This window comes from Pantoea sp. ABR1s (genome assembly GCF_057812235.1).
The window spans coordinates 1,774,505-1,792,787 of sequence record NZ_CM173823.1; the positions used below are offsets into that span (position 1 = coordinate 1,774,505).

The window sequence follows — 18,283 nt, forward strand, 5'->3', positions numbered from 1 at the left end:
ACCTAAGCTGTCAAAATTCGCGCGCAAGTATAAACGAAAACGTTTGCGTTCTCATCTTTCGTCCATCTGACACGACCTTTTGCCTTACTTTTCCCGCTCTGACGTTTCCTGACATCCTTTTCGTCAGGATAGCGGACTGACATCTTAAAAGGAGTGGATGATGAATAACTGGTTGCAACAAATTCAGTCGGTACTGACGAAGAAGGGCGGTGAGGGCAAATCGGGCGGCGGCTTAAGCGACATGCTGGCGCCGGGTGCGCTGGGCGGCCTGGCCGGTATGCTGATTGCCAGTAAATCGTCGCGCAAACTGCTGACTAAATATGGCGGCAAGGCGCTGATTATCGGCGGTGGTGCGGCTGCGGGCGCGGTGCTATGGAACAAATACAAGCAGCGGGTCAGCGAAGCACACCAGAATGAACCTGACTTTGGCGTGGCGCAAACGCCGGTTAACCTGCGGGCCGAACGTCTGGTGACGGCGCTGGTGTTTGCCGCCAAAAGCGACGGGCACATTGACGATCAGGAACGTGCAGCGATTGAGCAGAATATTCATCAGTCTGGCTACGGTCAGGAAGCGGAACAGCTGATCCAGAAAGCGATGAACCGCCCGCTGGATCCGCAGTGGCTGGCCGCCGATGTGAAGAACGAGGAGGAGGCGCTGGAGCTCTACTTCCTGAGCTGTGCCGCCATCGACGTTGATCACTTCATGGAGCGCAGTTATCTCTCCGCGCTGGGCGACGCGCTGAAAATTCCCCAGGATGTTCGCGACGGTATCCAGCAGGATCTTGAGGCTGAGAAAGCCCGTTTACCCGCCAGTTAATCCCTCTGATATTCCGCTGGCGGGTCACAGGATGTGATCCGCCAGCGGCTGCTTCTCAACCTATACCTGGCTTCCCGCTGCTGAAGTGTTACGCTTACAGATCATTACGTTCACGGAGACGGATGGATGAAAGCACCCATCGCAAAAAAAATACCCCATGAGATGACGCTGCACGGCGAGACGCGCGTTGACGACTACTACTGGCTGCGCGACGACAAGCGCGAAAACAGCGAGGTCCTTGATTACCTGCGTGCCGAAAACAACTACGGCAAAAAAATCATGTCGTCACAGCAGCCACTGCAGGACCGGGTATTAAAAGAGATTATCGATCGGCTGCCGCCTGAAGATCACTCAGTGCCCTATGTGAAAAATGGCTACCGTTATCAGAGCCGTTATCAGAGCGGTAACGAATACCCGGCCTATTACCGCCAGCCCGCCGCGAGCGATGAGTCTGGCGAGTGGAGCCTGCTGCTGGATGCCAACCAGCGCGCCTCGCACAGTGATTTCTATACCATGGGCGCGCTGCATATCAGTCCGGATAACCGGGTCATGGCGCTGGCTGAAGATTTCCTGTCTCGCCGGCAATATGGCATCCGCTTCCGTAACCTGGAGAGTGGCAGCTGGTACCCTGAAGTGCTGAGCAACGCCTCTTCCAGCTTCGCGTGGGGTAATGACTCGCGCACCCTCTACTATGTGCGAAAACACCCGCAGACGCTGCTTTCTTATCAGGTGTGGCGACACGAACTGGGTACGCCGCAGTTCGACGACCAGCTGGTCTATGAAGAGCAGGATGACACATATCATCTCAGCGTACACAAGACCACCTCCAAGCAGTTCATCATGATTGCCCTCTACAGCACCAACACCAGCGAAATTCAGCTGATTGATGCGAACTTCCCCGACGCGCAGCCGCATGTGTTTTTGCCACGCCGGCGCGATCATGAGTACAGCATCGACCACTACGATCATCAGTTCTTCATTCGATCCAATCGGGAAGGCGAAAACTTCGGGCTTTACCGCAGCCGCTATCTGGACGAGTCACGCTGGGAAACCCTGATCCCGGCACGTGAACAGGTAGTGATGGAAGATTTTCAGCTGTTTCGGGACTGGCTGGTGGTTGAGGAGCGCCAGCGCGGCTTGACCAGCCTGCGGCAGATCAACTGGGCCAGCGGTGAAACCAGCGGCATCGCCTTTGACGATCCGACCTATGTGACCTGGCTGGCCTACAATCCGACGCCGCGCACCAGCAAACTGCGCTACGGCTATTCATCGATGACCACGCCGACCACGCTGTTTGAACTGGATATGGATACCGGCGAACGCCGCATCCTCAAGCAGAGCGCGGTGAAAGGCTTTAACGCGGAAGATTACAAAAGCGAGCACCACTGGATCAAAGTCAGCGATGGCACCGAAGTGCCGGTATCGCTGGTCTATCACCGCAAACACTATCAGCCCGGTCAGAATCCGATGCTGGTGTATGGCTACGGTGCCTACGGCAGTAGTATGGATGCCGATTTCAGCGTCAGCCGCCTGAGCCTGCTGGATCGCGGATTTGTCTATGCGCTGATACAGGTGCGCGGCGGCGGTGAGCTGGGGCAGCAATGGTATGACGGCGGTCGCCTGCTGAACAAAATGAACAGCTTCACCGATTTTATCGATGTCACTAACGCGCTGGTGGCGCGTGGCATCGGACACCCGGAACGACTCTATGCCATGGGTGGCAGCGCGGGTGGCTTACTCATGGGCGGGGTGATTAACCTGGCACCGCAGCGGTTCCACGGCGTGGTTGCCCAGGTGCCATTCGTGGATGTGGTTACCACGATGCTGGATGAGTCGATTCCGCTGACCACCGGCGAGTATGACGAGTGGGGCAACCCTAATGATCCTGAATACTACCGTTATATCCGCCAGTACAGCCCTTATGACAACATCGAGGCGAAAGCCTATCCTCATCTACTGGTCACCACCGGCCTGCATGATTCGCAGGTGCAGTACTGGGAACCAGCCAAGTGGGTGGCGAAGCTGAGATCGATGAAAACCGACAATAACCTGCTGCTGCTCTGCACCGACATGGATGCGGGTCACGGCGGCAAGTCGGGGCGCTACAAAGCCTATGAAGGGATCGCGATGGAATACACCTTCCTGCTGGGACTGGCGCAGGGCACCTTACCGCCAGCCCAGGATTACTGAGATTCGGTCAGGTACTTACGCAGCGCCTGCCGCAATGGCGGGCGCAGATCGCTGACGTTATCCAGCATCCACTTCAGATAGCCCGGATCCTTGCGCGCAACGACCGCGATCGCCTGGCCGCGGTATTTGCCAAAGGGCAGAACGTCGTCGCGCTGGGCCGCAGGTTGTGACCGCACAATCATCTCGGAGGCACTCCAGCCGGAGGTCTCCATAATACGAATCAGCAGTGCTGCCGTAACATAGCAATCATAGAGCGCGCGGTGAGCATGCAGGTCGGCGGGCGGCGTGACATCCAGCTTCAGCGAATGACGCAGTGCCTGGTTGCCATATTTAATGCCCGGCCAGAGCTGACGCGCCAGCTGCATGGTGCAGATCCACTCTCCGTACATTTCCGGCAGCATCCGGCGATCAAAACTGGCGTTGTGCGCCACGTAAAAAGCACTGCCGTGATAGCGAGGGATCGCCTCTTCAATCGTTGGCTTACCGGCGACCATCGCTTCGGTGATGCGATGCACGGCCATCGCCTGACGGCTGATAGGGCGATCGGGCAGGGTGAGATCGCTCATCGGATTCACAATCTGACCGTTGACCACATCCACGGACGCCACTTCGACTACGCCACCCTGCAGACCGCAGGTTTCGGTATCAATAACGCGAAATATCATTGCTTCATCTTCGGTTCATAAGGAAGGCGCGACAGGCTGAGCGACGCCTGGCGGTAATGCATCAGACGCTGACGAAACCAGTCACGCAGCGCTTCGGGCTGCTCCTGCGCCACCATTTCGGCGACGATCGGCATGTTATAGCGCTCTTTAAACGCCACACCCGCTGCCGCCAAATCGACATTAATCTTGTCTTTCTCTTCCTGGGACAGCAGGGCAAGGTTATGGCTCATAATATTCTCCTGACGATAGCGGGCAAAAGTAATGTTTTCGGCGGTCTGAATCAAGGATAAAGGATCGCATCGCTGGCCTCGACAGTGCAAATACAGCAGCGTATCCTTTTGCCACGTTTATCGCCCTGGCGGCGGTTAAAAGGATGATCTTATGCATAAAAAACTGATTTCCCGCATGGTTATTGCGCTGGCGGCAGCCGGACTGATGACATTCAGTTCGCTGGCAGCGGCGCATGCGCATCTCCAGTCTTCTATCCCGGCGGCCAAAGCGCAGGTAACGACATCCACCGATGCGCTGACGCTGAACTTCAGTGAAGATATTGAAGCGGCATTCAGCGGCGTCACGCTGCTGGATAGTGAACAGAAGCCTGTCGCCACCGCTAAAGCCCGCGTTGAATCTGGCCAGAAAAATCGGCTGATTGTGGGCCTGTCTCAGCCGCTGCAAGCGGGCAGCTATCAGGTTAACTGGCATGTGCTGTCGGTGGATGGACATAAAACCGCAGGAAGCTATCGCTTTAGCGTGAAGTAACTCCGGTGACCAGCCTCTGGATCCTGTTACGCGCGCTGCATTTTGCCGCCGCGATGCTGCTGACCGGCAGCGCCTGTTACAGTGCGCTGCTGGCACCCGGACGCTATCGACCACTGCTGGCGCTAAGATTAAACCCGCTGGTGAAAGGGAGCGCCTGGCTGGCGCTGCTGAGTGCGCTGGCGATGCTGGCCTGCCAGAATGTGTTGATGAGCGGCGACAGCGCCAATCTGGCCGATGTCGATATCTGGCTGGCGGTGATTGGCACGCACTTCGGTGGCGTGTGGCTGTGGGAAATCCTGTTTAGCCTGCTGGCCGTTGCCGGGTTGCTACTGACCGGGCGGCTGCGTCAGCAGGTGTTACTGCTGGCGGGCGTTCTGCAACTGGCCTGCATGGCTCTGATTGGTCATGCCGCGATGCGCGATGGCTGGCCGGGATTGTTTCAGCAGCTCAATCATGCACTACATCTGATTGCCGCGGCGTTCTGGACGGGCGGATTACTGCCTCTGTTGCTGTTGATGCGGGAGGCGCGCCAGATCGATCGCCGCACCGACGCTATCCGTACCATGATGCGCTTTTCGCGCTATGGTCATCTGGCGGTGGCGTTAACGCTGCTGAGTGGCCTGATAAACAGCGTGATGATCGCGGGCTGGCCGCTGACGTGGCACTATTCACGCTACATTGTATTGTTGCTGTGTAAAGTGCTGCTGGTTGCCCTGATGGTGCTGGTGGCGCTGATTAACCGATACTGGCTGGTACCGCAATTCCGCCTGGCTGGCAGCGGGACGCAGCAAAAATTTATTCGCATGACGCAGCTTGAACTGCTGCTGGCGTGTGGAGTGGTTGGGCTGGTCAGCGTATTTGCCACGCTGTCGCCAGCCTGAATGTGGTTTAAGAGAGAAAAGGGTAGTTATGTTGCTGAAGAAAGTGATCCCCGCAATCCTGTTGTTATCCGTATGCGGCCAGGCGCTGGCGGCACAAATCATTACCGTCAGCCGCTTTGAGATCGGTAAAGAGAAGTGGCCGTTTAACCGTGAAGAGGTGATGCTGACCTGTGAGAAAGATGGTGCGATGTTTGCCATCAACCCGAGCACGCTGATGACATACCCCCTGAACGATATCGCCGACACACTGTTCAAAAACAAACAGGTGAAAGCGCAGCCGATCAGCGTGATTCAGGTTGAAGATAAAGCGCATCCGGGCCAGATGATGAGTCTGCAGCCGATTGTTGAGCGCACCCAGGCGCTGTGCGGTAAATAAACCTGTCGGGTGCAGCACCGCGCTGCGCCCAACCCCTCTTTTTTGCCGTTGCGATCACAAACTGATCCGGTTTATGGTCCTGCGCCTCCCATTTGCTGGCAATTCCACCGCGCTGTTCTAATGTTAAATGGCAAGGCGACATCGCCTTCATAAATGCCAACTTTTAGCGCACGGCTCCTTGAGAGCCATTTCCCTGGACCGAATATAGGAATCGTATTCGGTCTTTTTTTGTCAGATGCCGCCCATCAGTTAATGATTTTCAATCAATAACTTAGTCTTTTCCGTTGTGTTCTTCTGCAAGACGCCATTCCATTATGTCATTGCCCTTTCTCCTATTCATATAAGTTACAACCCTGCTTTATTACCTCTCTATGAAAGGGACACCGTGGCGATAATCTGCCAGCTTTTTTACTCATGGTTGAAGCCCTGTCAGGAGCATCAGGTATAGGCTGTACAGCCCGTGCGAGAGAAGTTTGCTGAGTGAACGGCGTTGCAGTACTCGGTAATGACCGCTCTACTATCCTGTGGCACTCTATTAAGTCACATGAAAATGAGGGAACGATAATGAATGCAGGGAATGCAATCACAGAACCTGGCAGATATTACACATTTCAGTCACCACTTTCGGGCAACGTATTTTTTGAATTGAGACCACGTGTGCTGCCACGAAACGCACAGCCGGTGCTGGATGAGTCCAGCGGCATGTGCATTGGTTATTCTGTGGCTCAGGCTCCCGGTCTGTGGCAGATATACGATGTGCAGGGGCATTTTGTTCGACTTGAAGAGGCACCTCTCGAAACGCCACTGATTGATCCTACAGACATAGCGCTTCTTGCGTTTGGTGTATTTCGAATTTTCCGCGCTGGCCGCGCATTATTGGAGGCTGGTACACGAGCTGCTATAAGTGCCAGACTCAGCCAGGCAACAATAATGTTCCTGCGTGCCAGGTTAAAAACGGGTTTATCGGCGTGTAACCTGAAAATGACCGAAACAGCGGCGAGGCACATGTATGAGCCGGGTCGCTATGTTCCGTTACATATTCAGGAAAGAGCTATCCGCTATGGCAGACGCATGGCCGATCCTCGCAACGGAGAGGGTATGTATCGTTATGAAACGGAAATGTATAAATTACACCATAAGAAAAATATCACTGAGTATAAGAAGTACACTCTTGAGGTTGTGGTAAGGGTATCAGATTGGACGATAACTCATTTTAGGTATTTTTGATTAACCGACAGGAACGTACATATGTTTGATATCAGAGATGAAGAATTCGTTTTTGCGGTGTCGCCTTTTGAACGGGTTGTCGATAACGAAGTCGATCCGGTTAATCATCACTGGGATTGGATACAGTCCTGGATAGAATTCTCGGTAAGCGGCCTGAAGGTGGCGTTTAAGACTAAGTTCACTGTTGGAGAGTTGAAAATGTTGAAGAAAGAATTTTCAGCTTTTCATCAGGCGATAATTGCTCAGAAAAAGTTAAAGTCGTTTAAATATCAGAGCGATATTCATCAGCTTGATATGATACTGACAAATGAAAATACTATTGATAGCGTTACTATTGATTTTATCCTTCGACCGGAGCCTCATGCCGACAGCGTTCAGGTTAAAGGCAGCTTTGGCCTTGATGAAAGCTATTTCCCCGACATCCTTTCCAGGCTTAATGAGATGATTGAATGGCCCGGTAAGCAAGGCTGAAGGTTTATTTTTGATTGTGGTTCTGATCAAAAAGAGTGCAGATGAGTCGCCGGTCAGCGTTCACTGATTGGCAAAAATCCTAGGGGCAGACGTACATCAAAGTTCGGCTATTGATTTGAATCGCAACATTTTGGCTTCAACCTTTATCCTCCATCCCATGCTGAACCAACAGTAATTGAGCAAGTTCGCCATGGACTATCTGATCTTGGTTAACGCTTTTGCCGAGTTGCGCCGTAGCAGTTTGGACAAGCCACTGCGCCTTAAAACCACCCCAGCCAAATTCACTCAGCAGGTCGTTAGGATCACATTTACTGATTTTTTCATGAGTGGAAAAAACAGTACCAGTTCAAAAAGGGCAGCATGTTTGGCCTGATGCAGCCGGATATTAATCATGAGCTGTATGGTCTGCCGTAATACCTAAACACGCTTAGGTTGCCTGACTGAATGAGGCGACGACGCTGTTCTGCCGCAAGTATCATCAGAACGGGGAGCACGCAGGTTACATCCTGTATATGACCGATGCGGCCAGAGCAGCAGTGACGTTGACCGGATGCTGCAGGGCTCTGCGCTACACGAAAGGGCTGGGTAACTTCCACAATATTTTTATGTACGTATCGAACGGTAAGCCGCACGGCACCAAGATCCTGCCGCTCAGCGAAGTTACGATGAAAGACGATTTTTTTAAAATCAGGAAGGACAGCCGTGACGACCTGCTCAGCGCGCACCGCGTGCCGCCCCCAGATGATGAGAATTATCCTGGATAACTCCAGTGGGTTTGGGGATGCGGTCAAGGCGACGCAGGTTTTTTGTACGTAATGAGCTGACGCCGCTTCAAGAAAGGATGAAAGAAATAAATGATTGGATGCGTTGTGCAGTAATTGAACGTCGTCACTACTCATTTGAGAGAATCAGCAAGAATGCATGCTACATGGTCAAGGTATTTATCTGTTTTAAATGATTATTTTTTGCACGTGTAAAAATTTAAAATATTGAGGCTTGTATAAAAGTAACTGAAATTGAAGTACGCCAAGACTTTTTGTAGTGGCTGATTGACTGCGCAATGTGATGGTGTTAATAAGTAAACCTAAAGTTTTTACAGGATGTAACATTATGACATTTTTTGTAGAAGCAGATGGTATTGATGATCTTCTTAAGGAAGTTCATGCAGCAATCATCAAAGATGGTTCAAAAATTAAAGCGTCTAAAGGCGATACCATAGAGATACTTGGAGCTAGCTTAGTTCTCACTGACCCTATCAAGCGCGTCAGTAGAACTGAGTCTAGGAGTAAAATAATCAGTTGCCTAGGTGAGTTTCTATGGTATTTGACTGGTGACAATAAACTTAGTTTTATTGAACGGTATATCTCTGTTTACAAAGACTTTGCTGAAGATGATGGTACAATCCGAGGAGGATATGGCCCTCGCATCTTTAACATGCATAATGTACATAATCAGTTAGAGAATATTATTACTCAACTGAGCCATAAAAAAACTAGCCGAAGAGCTTTAGTGCAACTTTTTGATGCTTCAGATCTGGCATTGAAATCAAATGATTCTAAAGAGTATAAAGACATACCGTGCACAATCTCACTTCAGTTCCTAATAAGAGATGATAAACTAAACCTATTTGTTAATATGCGCTCCAATGACGCCTTTAAAGGCTTAACTCACGATATATTCGCCTTTACAATGATTCAGGAGTTTATTTCCAAAATTTTAAATTGCGGCTTAGGTCAGTATTATCATTATGTATCAAGTATGCATTTGTATGAATGTGATCTTCCAAAAGTTTATGCTTTACAAAGAGAAGGTTTCATGAATACAGCATCCATTATGGGTGAGATGCCTGCAATAAATTCTTTAGATTTGAGATTCCAAATACTTAAAGTAGAAGAGAGCTTGAGAAGTGACAAATTATTTAATATTGATAACTCTGAATTAAACGATTATTGGAAAGATTTGATGAGGTTAATAAAAATAAATTACTTGTTCAGAGGTGATGATAGTTTACAGGAAGCGCATAATGAAATGAAAAAATTAAAAAATGATTCGCTTAGGATATTTTTTGAAGGAAAATAAAAAATGAGAAGGCATCATGAAGTTCAAAGGTTTGTATCTGATCTCAAGAAATTTTCAAACAATGAGTGTTCTTTGTTAGGGCTTACTTCTAATGCTCACTACGAAACGTTTGCTATGCAGCTAATAGACAGTATTCGTAGAATACAATATGTGGAAGCTATTAATAATAAAAATAACTATAGCCTGCTTAGAATGGAACCTAACTCAATTCACTTTGATCCACTTATTGCAGCTAAACTGCATAACGAAAAAGGTCATTATGATGAGGCATGCTGGTTAATCTTTTTGTCTACTCATTTTGGAAAAAATATCAAAACAAAATGGCAATTATGCCGAGATATATACAGTGGGCTAGGTACAATAACTTGGACTTGGGAGAATATTACTGATAATTTTGAGGGTTTTGAAAGGTGGTATAAAAAATCATCATCGCATTTGGTTTCCACTAGTAAAGAGAGACAATATGGAAATCATAGAAAATATGAAACCCTAAAAGATGACTCAAGACGTTCAATACCTAAGGTTTTTAAGTCATATATCGAATTTATTGGCAATACAAAAAGTCATGAAGCGAGATTTTCTGAGGCTGAAACAATTTCCACGGGTCCTGATCTGCTCTTTGAAATATTATACTCAAATATGAGGAGTGTTATTTCCTTCGGTAGAACAGCGAAGTTTGATTATCTAACTATGCTTAGAAAAACAAACTTACTAAACTTGGAGCCAGGCCATCTTTTTTTAAACGGTTCAACTGGCCCTATCAAAGGATGTAGACTTCTTTTTAGCAATAATAAAGGTGGTGTAGATTCAGTGTCAGAATTAAACGAAAAACTGTCTCTGCTTGCAGATATTTTACCTATAGGATATCTAAAGATGCAGGTTTTGGAGGATGCCCTTTGTAACTGGCAAAAATCCCCCGACAGCTATAAATATTTCGGGGGATAGAGTATTTAGATTATATCATCCTTTTTATATCTCACCTTAAGTCGATTAAGGTGAGAATAAGGTATATTACCAATATGTTGTAAATGCCCCAAAACTATCCCTTTTGAAACACCTATCTTTTTCGCGGTACGAACTATATCTTTCCAGTCTTTAGCTCTATATTTTTTAATTTCTTTCTGAAAAGCCTTAGGTATTAATGCATCAACAGCAAATTGGTCTGCTTCTAATTCTTCCTTTGAACTAATTTCCTTTTCTCCTTCTACACGAATGTCAATCGCATCATGAAGAATCAAATGTCCAATTTCATGGAACAAGGTGAACCAGAAGTGATCATCAGTGAGATGTCTAAAACTTACTATAAGAGTAGCGCGGTCAGGTTCGAAAAAACATGTTGCACCGCTCGCACGGCATCCGGAGGGAGTTGGCAAGACAATAAATGAAACTCCTGTCTGAGCAAAAATTTCTTTAAGCTGCGGAATAAACTTCCTTACATCAGGCTCGTTTGAAAATTGACGAATATCTGGAATTAAACTCTTTAACTTTCCTTTATCCCATTTGTTGCAGGTGTAATTTTCACTAAGTTCTTTTGCTTTTATTATCCACGTTAGATCTGCCATTGGAACAGTTTTAAGGCTTAATGATTTCCTGAATGCCACCAATGGGGCATCGTTATTTATTTTACGAGTAAAATCGTTTACGGAGTTAATACCAAAAAAATCCATGCAATACTTGAATTTTAGTTCACGCGTTGATGCTTTGGGTATCCACCCAAAATTAATCATATCTTTTACTGGAAGTGAATCAAGCCATTCCTTGTTTACAGAATTCAAATGTTCTATATGTTTTCGGTATACACCTTCTCGTTTGAGCCAAAAGTTGACTGAAACATCAAATATATCTTGGAGCCTTAATGCCATACATTCGTTTAATTGCATATCTCCACGCAAAAGCTGCTGACCTTTTGAAATAGAAAGTCCAATCTTTTTGCTCAGTTCTACATCGGTCAGCCCGTGCTCATCCATCAAGTCTATGATTGTGTCGCCTGGGGGAGATACCCGGTCAGGGCTAAAATGGAGTGTGCCAATCATTTTTCTTCACCTATGAACATTAACTTAATGCGCCTTACTCCCTTCCAATCTATTGAATTATCTTCATTTTTTGGAGGTTTTGCATGAACGCATATGAAACCCATGTTAACCTTAGAGTCTAGCTTGATTATAATATATTCTTCGTCATGCTGAAAGCTAAGGACAGGATTTCCAACGGGTAGTTCCCACACGTTTTCTATTGCGCTGATATCAAAAAGGCGCGATATCAATTTTTCAGATAAAGAAGCACCTAGTATTTCATCCGCGTAGCTTTGGATAAGGCAAATGTTTCTTAAGTGCTTGCTGTGAAAAGAAATTTCCAAAGGCTTGTCGCTTGTGAAAAATTGTATTACTGAATTTATAGCAAAAAATAACTGGTTCTTAAAGTATTAAAATCACTTATGGATGTAGACTAATAATAATTTTGATGATAAACGATTGCCTCACTTTCCCTTGCTAAAGAGTTAAAATGAGCGACAAACATTCCAGTTCAAATGCACTTGCAGATGTAGTGGCAGAAATGGATCGCCAAGACGCCAAATGGGGGGCTGACCGGGACCTAAACCCGTTCTTGTGGGCCTCGATATTGGGTGAAGAGGTTGGTGAATTCAACCAAGCTATTTTGCATGATTATTATGGTGGGAAATGCGCGGGCACGAGCCGTGATGAAATGGTGCAGGTTGCAGCAGTTGCCTTACAAATAATCGAATACTACGACCGGAAAAAGTCCTAACATTATATTTGTTAAAGTTGTTAGCTTTTACATCCATAAGGCATGAATCAGCGATAGTGTCTTATGGTTAAAAAACTCATAACTTCATTAAGACTCTTTTTTCTCATCAGATCTTTGTTATGCAACCGCAATATTTCCTCGTGCAGCATTAAAAAACATGTTTGCACCCCTCGCGCGCAATGCTATCCCCGCCACGCCTGCCCGCTTTATGCATCGCTTTTCATGCAGGTGCATGTGTTACCTCTGAACGCGCCAGCACCGGCCTCACACACGCTTAGCGATCCAATTTGGATCATGCGTATTCATGCAAGCATATGCACTTTGATGCAGAATCTAAAAGCCACCTGAAAGGTGGCTAGTGAATGGTAGGGAAGGGGCAATTAATCATTCAGCTTGGCGGTATATGGCAGCTTGGAAAACAGATGTGTCGATTGTCCCTGCCATGTCGCTGATCATCGACAGTGCCATTTTTAATTCATCTTCTTTGCAGTTTGCGATCAGTGATACGTCAACAATGAACTGGATGCGTGCAACCGTCTCGCTTAGATTATCTATGTCAATCAAATGATTAACTCCTGCTATTCAAAATATACTGTATGTATAAGCAGTATCATGGCGTTTTGGAATCGTAAAGAATCGTGCGGCTCAGATTAGTCCGGCTGCCGTTTTATTAATCAGGCACAGGTATGCCGCTTTTTTTCGCAAGAGCATTAAATCTTTTTAAGGGAGTAGGATTCTTGTTCCGTCTATGGAACAGATAGCCGCTTGTACCGCTCCAGTAAGTAAGCTCCCCAACCTTGATGGTATGACCTTTCATCATGCGGACCGCTTCACCGTCGGACAGCGTTAACCTGGAGATCTCGAAGAAACTCTTTTTCAACGCCTCCCGTTCTGTGCAATGACTCACTTCAGGTGGGTATCTGTCCGGCTCAGGTTGCTCCTGAGCTGGCTTTTCTCTTAATCGCTTAATAATCTTTCTACGCTCGGCGCGAGTAGGGGGCTTTGTGAAATCGATAGCTGCTTCAGAGCCTGTTGGCTCCATACAGTTATTGACAGAACTCTGAGAGGACGCGCACGCGTCCTTAAATTCAAAACCCAAATCAACGGCACGTTTTCCGCCCTTGTCCTCTGGAAGTGGCAGCAACAAACTGAAGAGATAGACGCCTGCGTTTGCAGGCGTGAATTATTTACCCAACCAGCGTCCGGCCTGTGCAGACTCAATTAACAGACGAATAGTCAGCGGATCGTGCGGCGCATTGAAATCTTCCGGGAAATATTCGGCAAACGTGATAGTACTGGGACTAATGCCAAATGTTTCAGCATACCGCTCTAGCAATTCATAAGCGTCAAGAGGATCCATGCGAAAGTCATTGTTCAGATCGGTATCCAGTTCAAGCTTATAGCGTCTGAACGTAAACAAACTTCTGCCGTTATAATCTTCAACCAGCGCAAATATAGCTTTCTCTGTATCCTCGTTTACCATATCTTGTCTTCCTTATAAGCAAGAAGGTTATATTTTTCCGTAGTTTTCCAGCCAATTTCTGCCACATCAGCGGCCATAATTACCCAGCCTAAAACCGGGATTGTACGACCGACGAACGTCCCCAGCTTGTGAGTCATTAACATTTTAATTTGAAGAGGGTTTTTAGGGTTCTGTATCCACGTGGGTAATCTGAATGGAAGACGGTAATCCCGTAACAGCTTTCGAGAATAGACCGAAGCATAAGAGGTGCCTTTCCATGCTCCGTTTAGCTTACCGGATACGTCAATCGTATTTTGTCCCGAGTAAACCGCAACCAGAGCGATGATATCCTTTGTACCGCTGAAGTGCTCTGCAGTCACATCAATCATTATCCAGAAATAAAGCTCTCCTGCAGAAAGGTTAGTAAGTCCGCCATAGAAGTAAGTTCCGTTTAACTGCTCCGTTGTATCCATACCATTCCCTTAAATGGGTACTGTAATGGTCAAAACTGTATCACATCAATTCCGGTCACTGCCAGATGCTGGCTGGCGCTATCTGATGCATTTTGCGACTCTCAAAGCCATAGTTGTCGCTCCGCTGGTATCAAACGATCACGATGCGCACGCTCGGGTCGCTGACGCAGCATGATCTATGCATCTTATTCCTCAGCCCACAGTAGCTAGCATCGCAATGGCGGATCACTTGATGCATGCTTTGAATGCAGTTTTACTAACGTTCATCTCATCATTGCTACTATGGCAGGTTTTGCCAGCGTTCCGCAGTATGCAGCACTTCTTAGTTTTGCATGGGTTATCGTAGTTTCTTATGTGTATATTAAATTTAACCGATGGTATTGATAAAATCCTGACATATTAGTGAGCTTAAAATTTGAGTGGAAAAGCGAACGCAAAATAACCCTATTAGCTTAAGGTGCCCGGTCTCCATCCCAAAAACCCACTCCACTCTGCAAAAGCAGAAACAACCCTGCCAGCCTCGCACCCAAAGCTTACCTGTCATCTTGTCATCACCACGGTTTGGCTTATCCTTAAGTCTTCAATCAAAAGGAGTAACGTTTATGAAAGCGGCAATTGCTAACAGTGAACACAAGGTTGAAGTGGTTGAGAAGACGTTGCGTCCTCTCAAAACGGGCGAAGCACGGCTCAGGATGGAATGCTGTGGCGTATGCCATACCGATCTGCATGTGAAGAATGGTGATTTCGGTGATAAAACCGGCGTGACGCTGGGTCATGAAGGTATCGGTATTGTTGAGGAAGTCGCGCCAGATGTGACCTCACTTAAGCCAGGCGATCGTGCCAGCGTGGCATGGTTCTTTAAGGGCTGCGGGCACTGCCAATACTGTAACTCCGGTAACGAAACGCTCTGCAGAGAGGTCGTTAATGCCGGTTATACCGTAGATGGCGGCATGGCTGAAGAGTGTATCGTCGTTGCAGACTACTCTGTTAAAGTCCCCGACGGGCTTGATCCTTACGCCGCCAGTAGTGTCACCTGCGCCGGTGTCACCACCTATAAAGCGGTGAAAGTGTCCGAGGTAAAACCGGGTCAGTGGCTGGCGATTTACGGTCTGGGCGGGCTGGGAAACCTCGCTCTGCAATATGCGAAAAACGTCTTTAACGCCAAAGTGATCGCGGTTGATGTGAGTGATGGGCAACTGGCACTGGCGAAAGAGATGGGCGCCGACCTGGTCGTAAACTCGGCCAGCGAAGATGCGGCTCGCTTTATTCAGGAACAAACCGGTGGGGCGCATGCGGCTGTGGTAACGGCCGTTGCCAAAGCAGCGTTTAACTCTGCTGTCGATGCGGTCAGGGCCGGTGGTCGGGTAGTGGCTGTCGGACTGCCGCCGGAAGCGATGAGCCTGAATATTCCGCGTCTGGTGCTCGATGGCATTCAGGTAGTAGGATCGCTGGTCGGGACGCGTAACGATCTGGCGGAAGCTTTCCAGTTTGCGGCAGAAGGGAAGGTGGTGCCGAAGGTGACCAAAAGGAAGATTGGTGAGGTCAATGCCATCTTCGATGAGATGATTCAGGGCAAGATCCGCGGCAGGATGGTAATCGACTTTAGCGGTCAGTCTGCTGAATAATCCGTGCTGATAATCGCAGAAGCCCGCGCCGTGCGGGCTTTTTTATGCCTGTAAGGCCAGTTCCCTCCCTCTGAATGCGTAAGAGCACATTCCGTTAAAGCATTAATAAGCGCGGCTTTATGTTTCATGATGTGATTTTCACTTGAACTTTACCGGTAACATTATAGTTTATGGGGTGAAGTCTGATTACACACATCTGAAGGAGGGTTATTTATGGCTAAGCATCACTTACTAAAATCCATTGAAATTGCAGCGATTGTGCTGTTTGTCCTGATACTGGCGTATCTGGCGGTTACCGGTCTGCTTTCATCAACTGGCGTTGATCACGCCTGGCCGTATCCCAGTAAGTAATTGAGTGCCGCACCAGGGAAATTATAAATAATATAAATAGATAACCGATCCTGATACAGGACATAAAAAACCCCGCAATCGCGAGGTTAATCAGAGTCTACACCAGGCTCACCGAAAGCAGAGTCAGCTCTTCGGTTTCCAGCGACAGGCTTTTTTTGGTTTCGAACATAAAGGCTTCCAGCGCCTCCTCGACATCGTCGCCCTCGATAAAGGCGTGAGTCGTGACATGATTTTCACCTTTAGGCTTAATCACGTAAGAAACAAACCACTTCTTCTTTTGCATAATGCTTATCCTCTTCTGAATAGGTAAATGCCGCGCACCGGCAATACTGAGCTTTTCCGCCAGCAGTTCAGCGGAACATGTACGGGTTCTGTCCGACAAAGACTAATCAAGCGGGGCCGGATGCAGCAGGTCGATCACGTCATCAATTTCATTGCTGGCCGCATGGCGATCAAGGGCAACCGCATAGTAGCGTCCCTTGCAGTAGTGCTTTGTTACCGCCACCCGATGACCGGTATCGCTGTCAGCTTCACCGCCGGTCAGGGTCTGCAGGTGGGGCGGGATAACCAGCTCACTTTCGAGTTGTTCTGCTTCAATGATCACTGCGCCACCGTCGGTGGATAGCAGCAGATGCTGAATGCTCATGTTCTCTCCTCTGAGTCAGATTGCTAACCGGCAAAGTGTAGTTCACCTCAGCGGGTGTGCTGGCGACGGGCTTAATCAATGCCTGAGCAGGCTCGTTATCACAGCCAATTGCGCTTTTCCTGGCAAAAAAAAGCCCCGAAGTCGGGGGCTTTTAAGAAAGGGATGGCCTGCGTTAAAAACTCAGCTGGTCTGATCGGCCAGCTTCGGCTTAAGCACGCGCTTACCAATCTGAATGCCGGGCTTCTCAACATACTTATAGAGTAAAGAGGCCAGCGCATAGGTCACCGGGATGGCAGAGACGCAGACAATCAGGAAACGCATCATGTCGCTCTTAAACTCGATGTCGGTGTGATTGAGCAGCAGTGCGATCAGCGGGATTACAATCAGCAGATGCAGCAGGTAGACCGAAAACGAAACGTCGCCCAGCCAGGTGCTGAGACGGTTGTTCAGCAGCTTACGCGGCAGAGCAATCAGCGTTGCCATCAGGCTGCCCTGCGGGTATTGCCACAGAATCGCCGTCATACCGACGATCATCAGCGCTTCCATAATCACCTGCAGCTTAATCGCACCCAGGCCCATCGCCACGCTGGCGACCGGGCCGAGCAGCGCAAAGGCGACGTAGAGCAGGGATTTACGGCGGATCGCCTCGGCCAGCAGCATCCCCGACAGGAACATATTCAGCTTTATCAGGATCATTGAAGGCATCTCAAACGCCTCATAATAATCTGCCAGCACATACCGGCCAGCGCAGCAAAGCGCCATGATGCCAATCAGCGATGCGGCATAACCAAAGCGCAGCGTCACCAGCATGATGAACGGGAACAGCAGATAGAACTGCATCTCCAGCCCGATACTCCAGTCAGGCAGCACGGTATTAAAACCATATTCGGGCAGCAGGCCGAACAGGAAACTGAAGTGGGTCAGGATGTTTGCCAGCGACTGGTCGTTGTAACGCGACGACTCAGTGGCGGTGCCGGAATAGAAATGAGCAATGGTGTCACGCATCTCGCCAAACCACGGGCCATAAATCAGAGCGATGATTAGCAGCAGATAGTAGAGCGGGGCGATGCGGAAGAAGCGCCGGATCCAGAACTTCTTAATGGTCTCTGTGCTCTGCCACGGCTCTTTCTGCTGACGCTCGACGTAGTTTTTCGCCATCAGATAACCCGATAACAGAATAAACAGATCGACCCCGATGCCAGGGGATGAAATAAGCGTGATATGGCAATGAACCAGTAAGCTGATATGGCCAACTAATACCCAGAGAGAAGCGATGCCGCGTAATCCCTCCAGCTCCGTAGACCAACCTCGTGTTGCAGACATAACTATTCCTCGTTTTTATCCGACCTTCGGCGCTCACTAAGCCTCAAGGCAACAGATATGTAAACGGGCCTTTACAAAAGTAAGAAGATTCCGAGCACAGGTAAGTGGGGGAAATCAACCGAAACAGGGCGGGGAAGCACAGGAAGTTAAGGTCGTACAGTGGCACACCCTT

At 48.4% G+C, this 18,283-nt stretch carries 23 protein-coding genes; 13 read left to right on the forward strand and 10 right to left on the reverse strand.

Translation table 11 applies throughout. The features are described from left to right. Positions 1–160: 160 nt before the first annotated feature. Both ACXKZD_RS08165 and ACXKZD_RS08170 read left to right on the forward strand, forming a co-directional pair. The gene (locus tag ACXKZD_RS08165; protein ID WP_010258682.1) at positions 161–817 is read left to right on the forward strand and encodes a tellurite resistance TerB family protein; all 657 of its coding nucleotides are present in this window, start codon (positions 161–163) and stop codon (positions 815–817) included. A gap of 126 nt (positions 818–943) precedes the next feature. Then, a complete protein-coding gene (locus tag ACXKZD_RS08170) occupies positions 944–3,007 on the forward strand; it encodes a prolyl oligopeptidase family serine peptidase (RefSeq protein WP_033769232.1) in 2,064 nt (687 codons plus the stop codon). Here the strand turns inward: ACXKZD_RS08170 and exoX are convergent. Together exoX and ACXKZD_RS08180 are read right to left on the reverse strand one after the other, a co-directional pair. Further along, on the reverse strand, positions 3,001–3,672 hold the full coding sequence (gene exoX, locus ACXKZD_RS08175; RefSeq protein WP_022625523.1) for an exodeoxyribonuclease X: 672 nt from the start codon (positions 3,670–3,672) through the stop codon (positions 3,001–3,003). The two genes, ACXKZD_RS08170 and exoX, sit on opposite strands and share 7 nt — an antisense overlap. Then, the gene (locus ACXKZD_RS08180) at positions 3,669–3,902 is read right to left on the reverse strand and encodes a DNA polymerase III subunit theta (RefSeq protein ID WP_010258692.1); all 234 of its coding nucleotides are present in this window, start codon (positions 3,900–3,902) and stop codon (positions 3,669–3,671) included. Before ACXKZD_RS08180 ends, exoX begins: the two co-directional genes overlap by 4 nt. Positions 3,903–4,053: 151 nt before the next feature. Between ACXKZD_RS08180 and copC the strand changes: the two genes are divergently transcribed. From copC to ACXKZD_RS08220, 8 genes are all read left to right on the forward strand, one after another. Beyond that, positions 4,054–4,431 carry a copper homeostasis periplasmic binding protein CopC gene (gene copC, locus ACXKZD_RS08185; protein WP_033769230.1) on the forward strand — a complete coding sequence of 126 codons (378 nt, stop codon included), beginning with the start codon at positions 4,054–4,056 and terminating at the stop codon, positions 4,429–4,431. A 5-nt stretch (positions 4,432–4,436) separates the two neighbouring features. Beyond that, complete coding sequence (copD, locus tag ACXKZD_RS08190) at positions 4,437–5,312, forward strand: copper homeostasis membrane protein CopD (protein ID WP_488981987.1); 876 nt, start codon at positions 4,437–4,439, stop codon at positions 5,310–5,312. Between the two features lie 28 nt (positions 5,313–5,340). Further along, positions 5,341–5,688: a YebY family protein gene (locus tag ACXKZD_RS08195; RefSeq protein WP_010258700.1), complete on the forward strand. Its 348-nt coding sequence runs from the start codon at positions 5,341–5,343 to the stop codon at positions 5,686–5,688. Positions 5,689–6,168: 480 nt separating this feature from the next. Beyond that, positions 6,169–6,915 carry a hypothetical protein gene (locus ACXKZD_RS08200; RefSeq protein WP_488981988.1) on the forward strand — a complete coding sequence of 249 codons (747 nt, stop codon included), beginning with the start codon at positions 6,169–6,171 and terminating at the stop codon, positions 6,913–6,915. A 21-nt stretch (positions 6,916–6,936) separates the two neighbouring features. Then, complete coding sequence (locus ACXKZD_RS08205; RefSeq protein WP_488981989.1) at positions 6,937–7,386, forward strand: WapI family immunity protein; 450 nt, start codon at positions 6,937–6,939, stop codon at positions 7,384–7,386. A 512-nt stretch (positions 7,387–7,898) separates the two neighbouring features. Then, entirely contained in the window at positions 7,899–8,150 is a 252-nt protein-coding gene (locus ACXKZD_RS08210; RefSeq protein ID WP_488981990.1) for a hypothetical protein, read from the forward strand. Positions 8,151–8,496: 346 nt separating this feature from the next. Next, a complete protein-coding gene (locus ACXKZD_RS08215) occupies positions 8,497–9,465 on the forward strand; it encodes a thymidylate synthase (protein WP_488981991.1) in 969 nt (322 codons plus the stop codon). Positions 9,466–9,468: 3 nt separating this feature from the next. Beyond that, complete coding sequence (locus ACXKZD_RS08220; protein WP_191918422.1) at positions 9,469–10,410, forward strand: alpha-glutamyl/putrescinyl thymine pyrophosphorylase clade 3 protein; 942 nt, start codon at positions 9,469–9,471, stop codon at positions 10,408–10,410. Positions 10,411–10,415: 5 nt separating this feature from the next. On the opposite strand, the gene ACXKZD_RS08225 is transcribed toward ACXKZD_RS08220, so the two are convergent. Then, complete coding sequence (locus ACXKZD_RS08225) at positions 10,416–11,498, reverse strand: ImmA/IrrE family metallo-endopeptidase (RefSeq protein WP_488981992.1); 1,083 nt, start codon at positions 11,496–11,498, stop codon at positions 10,416–10,418. A 469-nt stretch (positions 11,499–11,967) separates the two neighbouring features. On the opposite strand from ACXKZD_RS08225, the gene ACXKZD_RS08230 reads away from it, so the two are divergent. Then, a complete protein-coding gene (locus ACXKZD_RS08230; protein ID WP_191918420.1) occupies positions 11,968–12,231 on the forward strand; it encodes a MazG-like family protein in 264 nt (87 codons plus the stop codon). Between the two features lie 384 nt (positions 12,232–12,615). Here the strand turns inward: ACXKZD_RS08230 and ACXKZD_RS08235 are convergent, their stop codons facing one another. The 4 genes from ACXKZD_RS08235 to ACXKZD_RS08250 all read right to left on the reverse strand — a co-directional run bounded on the left by ACXKZD_RS08235 (position 12,616) and on the right by ACXKZD_RS08250 (position 14,166). Beyond that, positions 12,616–12,795 carry a hypothetical protein gene (locus ACXKZD_RS08235; RefSeq protein ID WP_256844388.1) on the reverse strand — a complete coding sequence of 60 codons (180 nt, stop codon included), beginning with the start codon at positions 12,793–12,795 and terminating at the stop codon, positions 12,616–12,618. Positions 12,796–12,901: 106 nt separating this feature from the next. Continuing rightward, a complete protein-coding gene (locus tag ACXKZD_RS08240; RefSeq protein ID WP_488981993.1) occupies positions 12,902–13,378 on the reverse strand; it encodes a hypothetical protein in 477 nt (158 codons plus the stop codon). Between the two features lie 36 nt (positions 13,379–13,414). Continuing rightward, positions 13,415–13,714 (reverse strand): DUF1493 family protein, encoded by a 300-nt coding sequence (locus ACXKZD_RS08245; RefSeq protein WP_488981994.1) that lies wholly within the window; start codon positions 13,712–13,714, stop codon positions 13,415–13,417. Next, complete coding sequence (locus tag ACXKZD_RS08250; protein WP_488981995.1) at positions 13,708–14,166, reverse strand: STM2901 family protein; 459 nt, start codon at positions 14,164–14,166, stop codon at positions 13,708–13,710. The genes ACXKZD_RS08245 and ACXKZD_RS08250 overlap by 7 nt, the downstream gene beginning before the upstream one ends. 602 nt (positions 14,167–14,768) lie before the next feature. Here ACXKZD_RS08250 and adhP point away from each other — a divergent pair. Both adhP and ACXKZD_RS08260 read left to right on the forward strand, forming a co-directional pair. Further along, entirely contained in the window at positions 14,769–15,791 is a 1,023-nt protein-coding gene (adhP, locus tag ACXKZD_RS08255; protein WP_010258714.1) for an alcohol dehydrogenase AdhP, read from the forward strand. 213 nt (positions 15,792–16,004) lie between these two features. Further along, complete coding sequence (locus tag ACXKZD_RS08260; RefSeq protein WP_010258717.1) at positions 16,005–16,142, forward strand: hypothetical protein; 138 nt, start codon at positions 16,005–16,007, stop codon at positions 16,140–16,142. A gap of 97 nt (positions 16,143–16,239) precedes the next feature. On the opposite strand, the gene ACXKZD_RS08265 is transcribed toward ACXKZD_RS08260, so the two are convergent. The 3 genes from ACXKZD_RS08265 to ACXKZD_RS08275 form a co-directional block, all read right to left on the reverse strand. After that, complete coding sequence (locus ACXKZD_RS08265) at positions 16,240–16,425, reverse strand: hypothetical protein (RefSeq protein ID WP_010258724.1); 186 nt, start codon at positions 16,423–16,425, stop codon at positions 16,240–16,242. Between the two features lie 102 nt (positions 16,426–16,527). Next, on the reverse strand, positions 16,528–16,788 hold the full coding sequence (locus tag ACXKZD_RS08270; RefSeq protein ID WP_010258727.1) for a hypothetical protein: 261 nt from the start codon (positions 16,786–16,788) through the stop codon (positions 16,528–16,530). A gap of 180 nt (positions 16,789–16,968) precedes the next feature. Next, positions 16,969–18,111, reverse strand: a complete 1,143-nt coding sequence (locus ACXKZD_RS08275; protein ID WP_010258734.1) for an acyltransferase family protein — start codon at positions 18,109–18,111, stop codon at positions 16,969–16,971. Between the last annotated feature and the right edge of the window lie 172 nt (positions 18,112–18,283).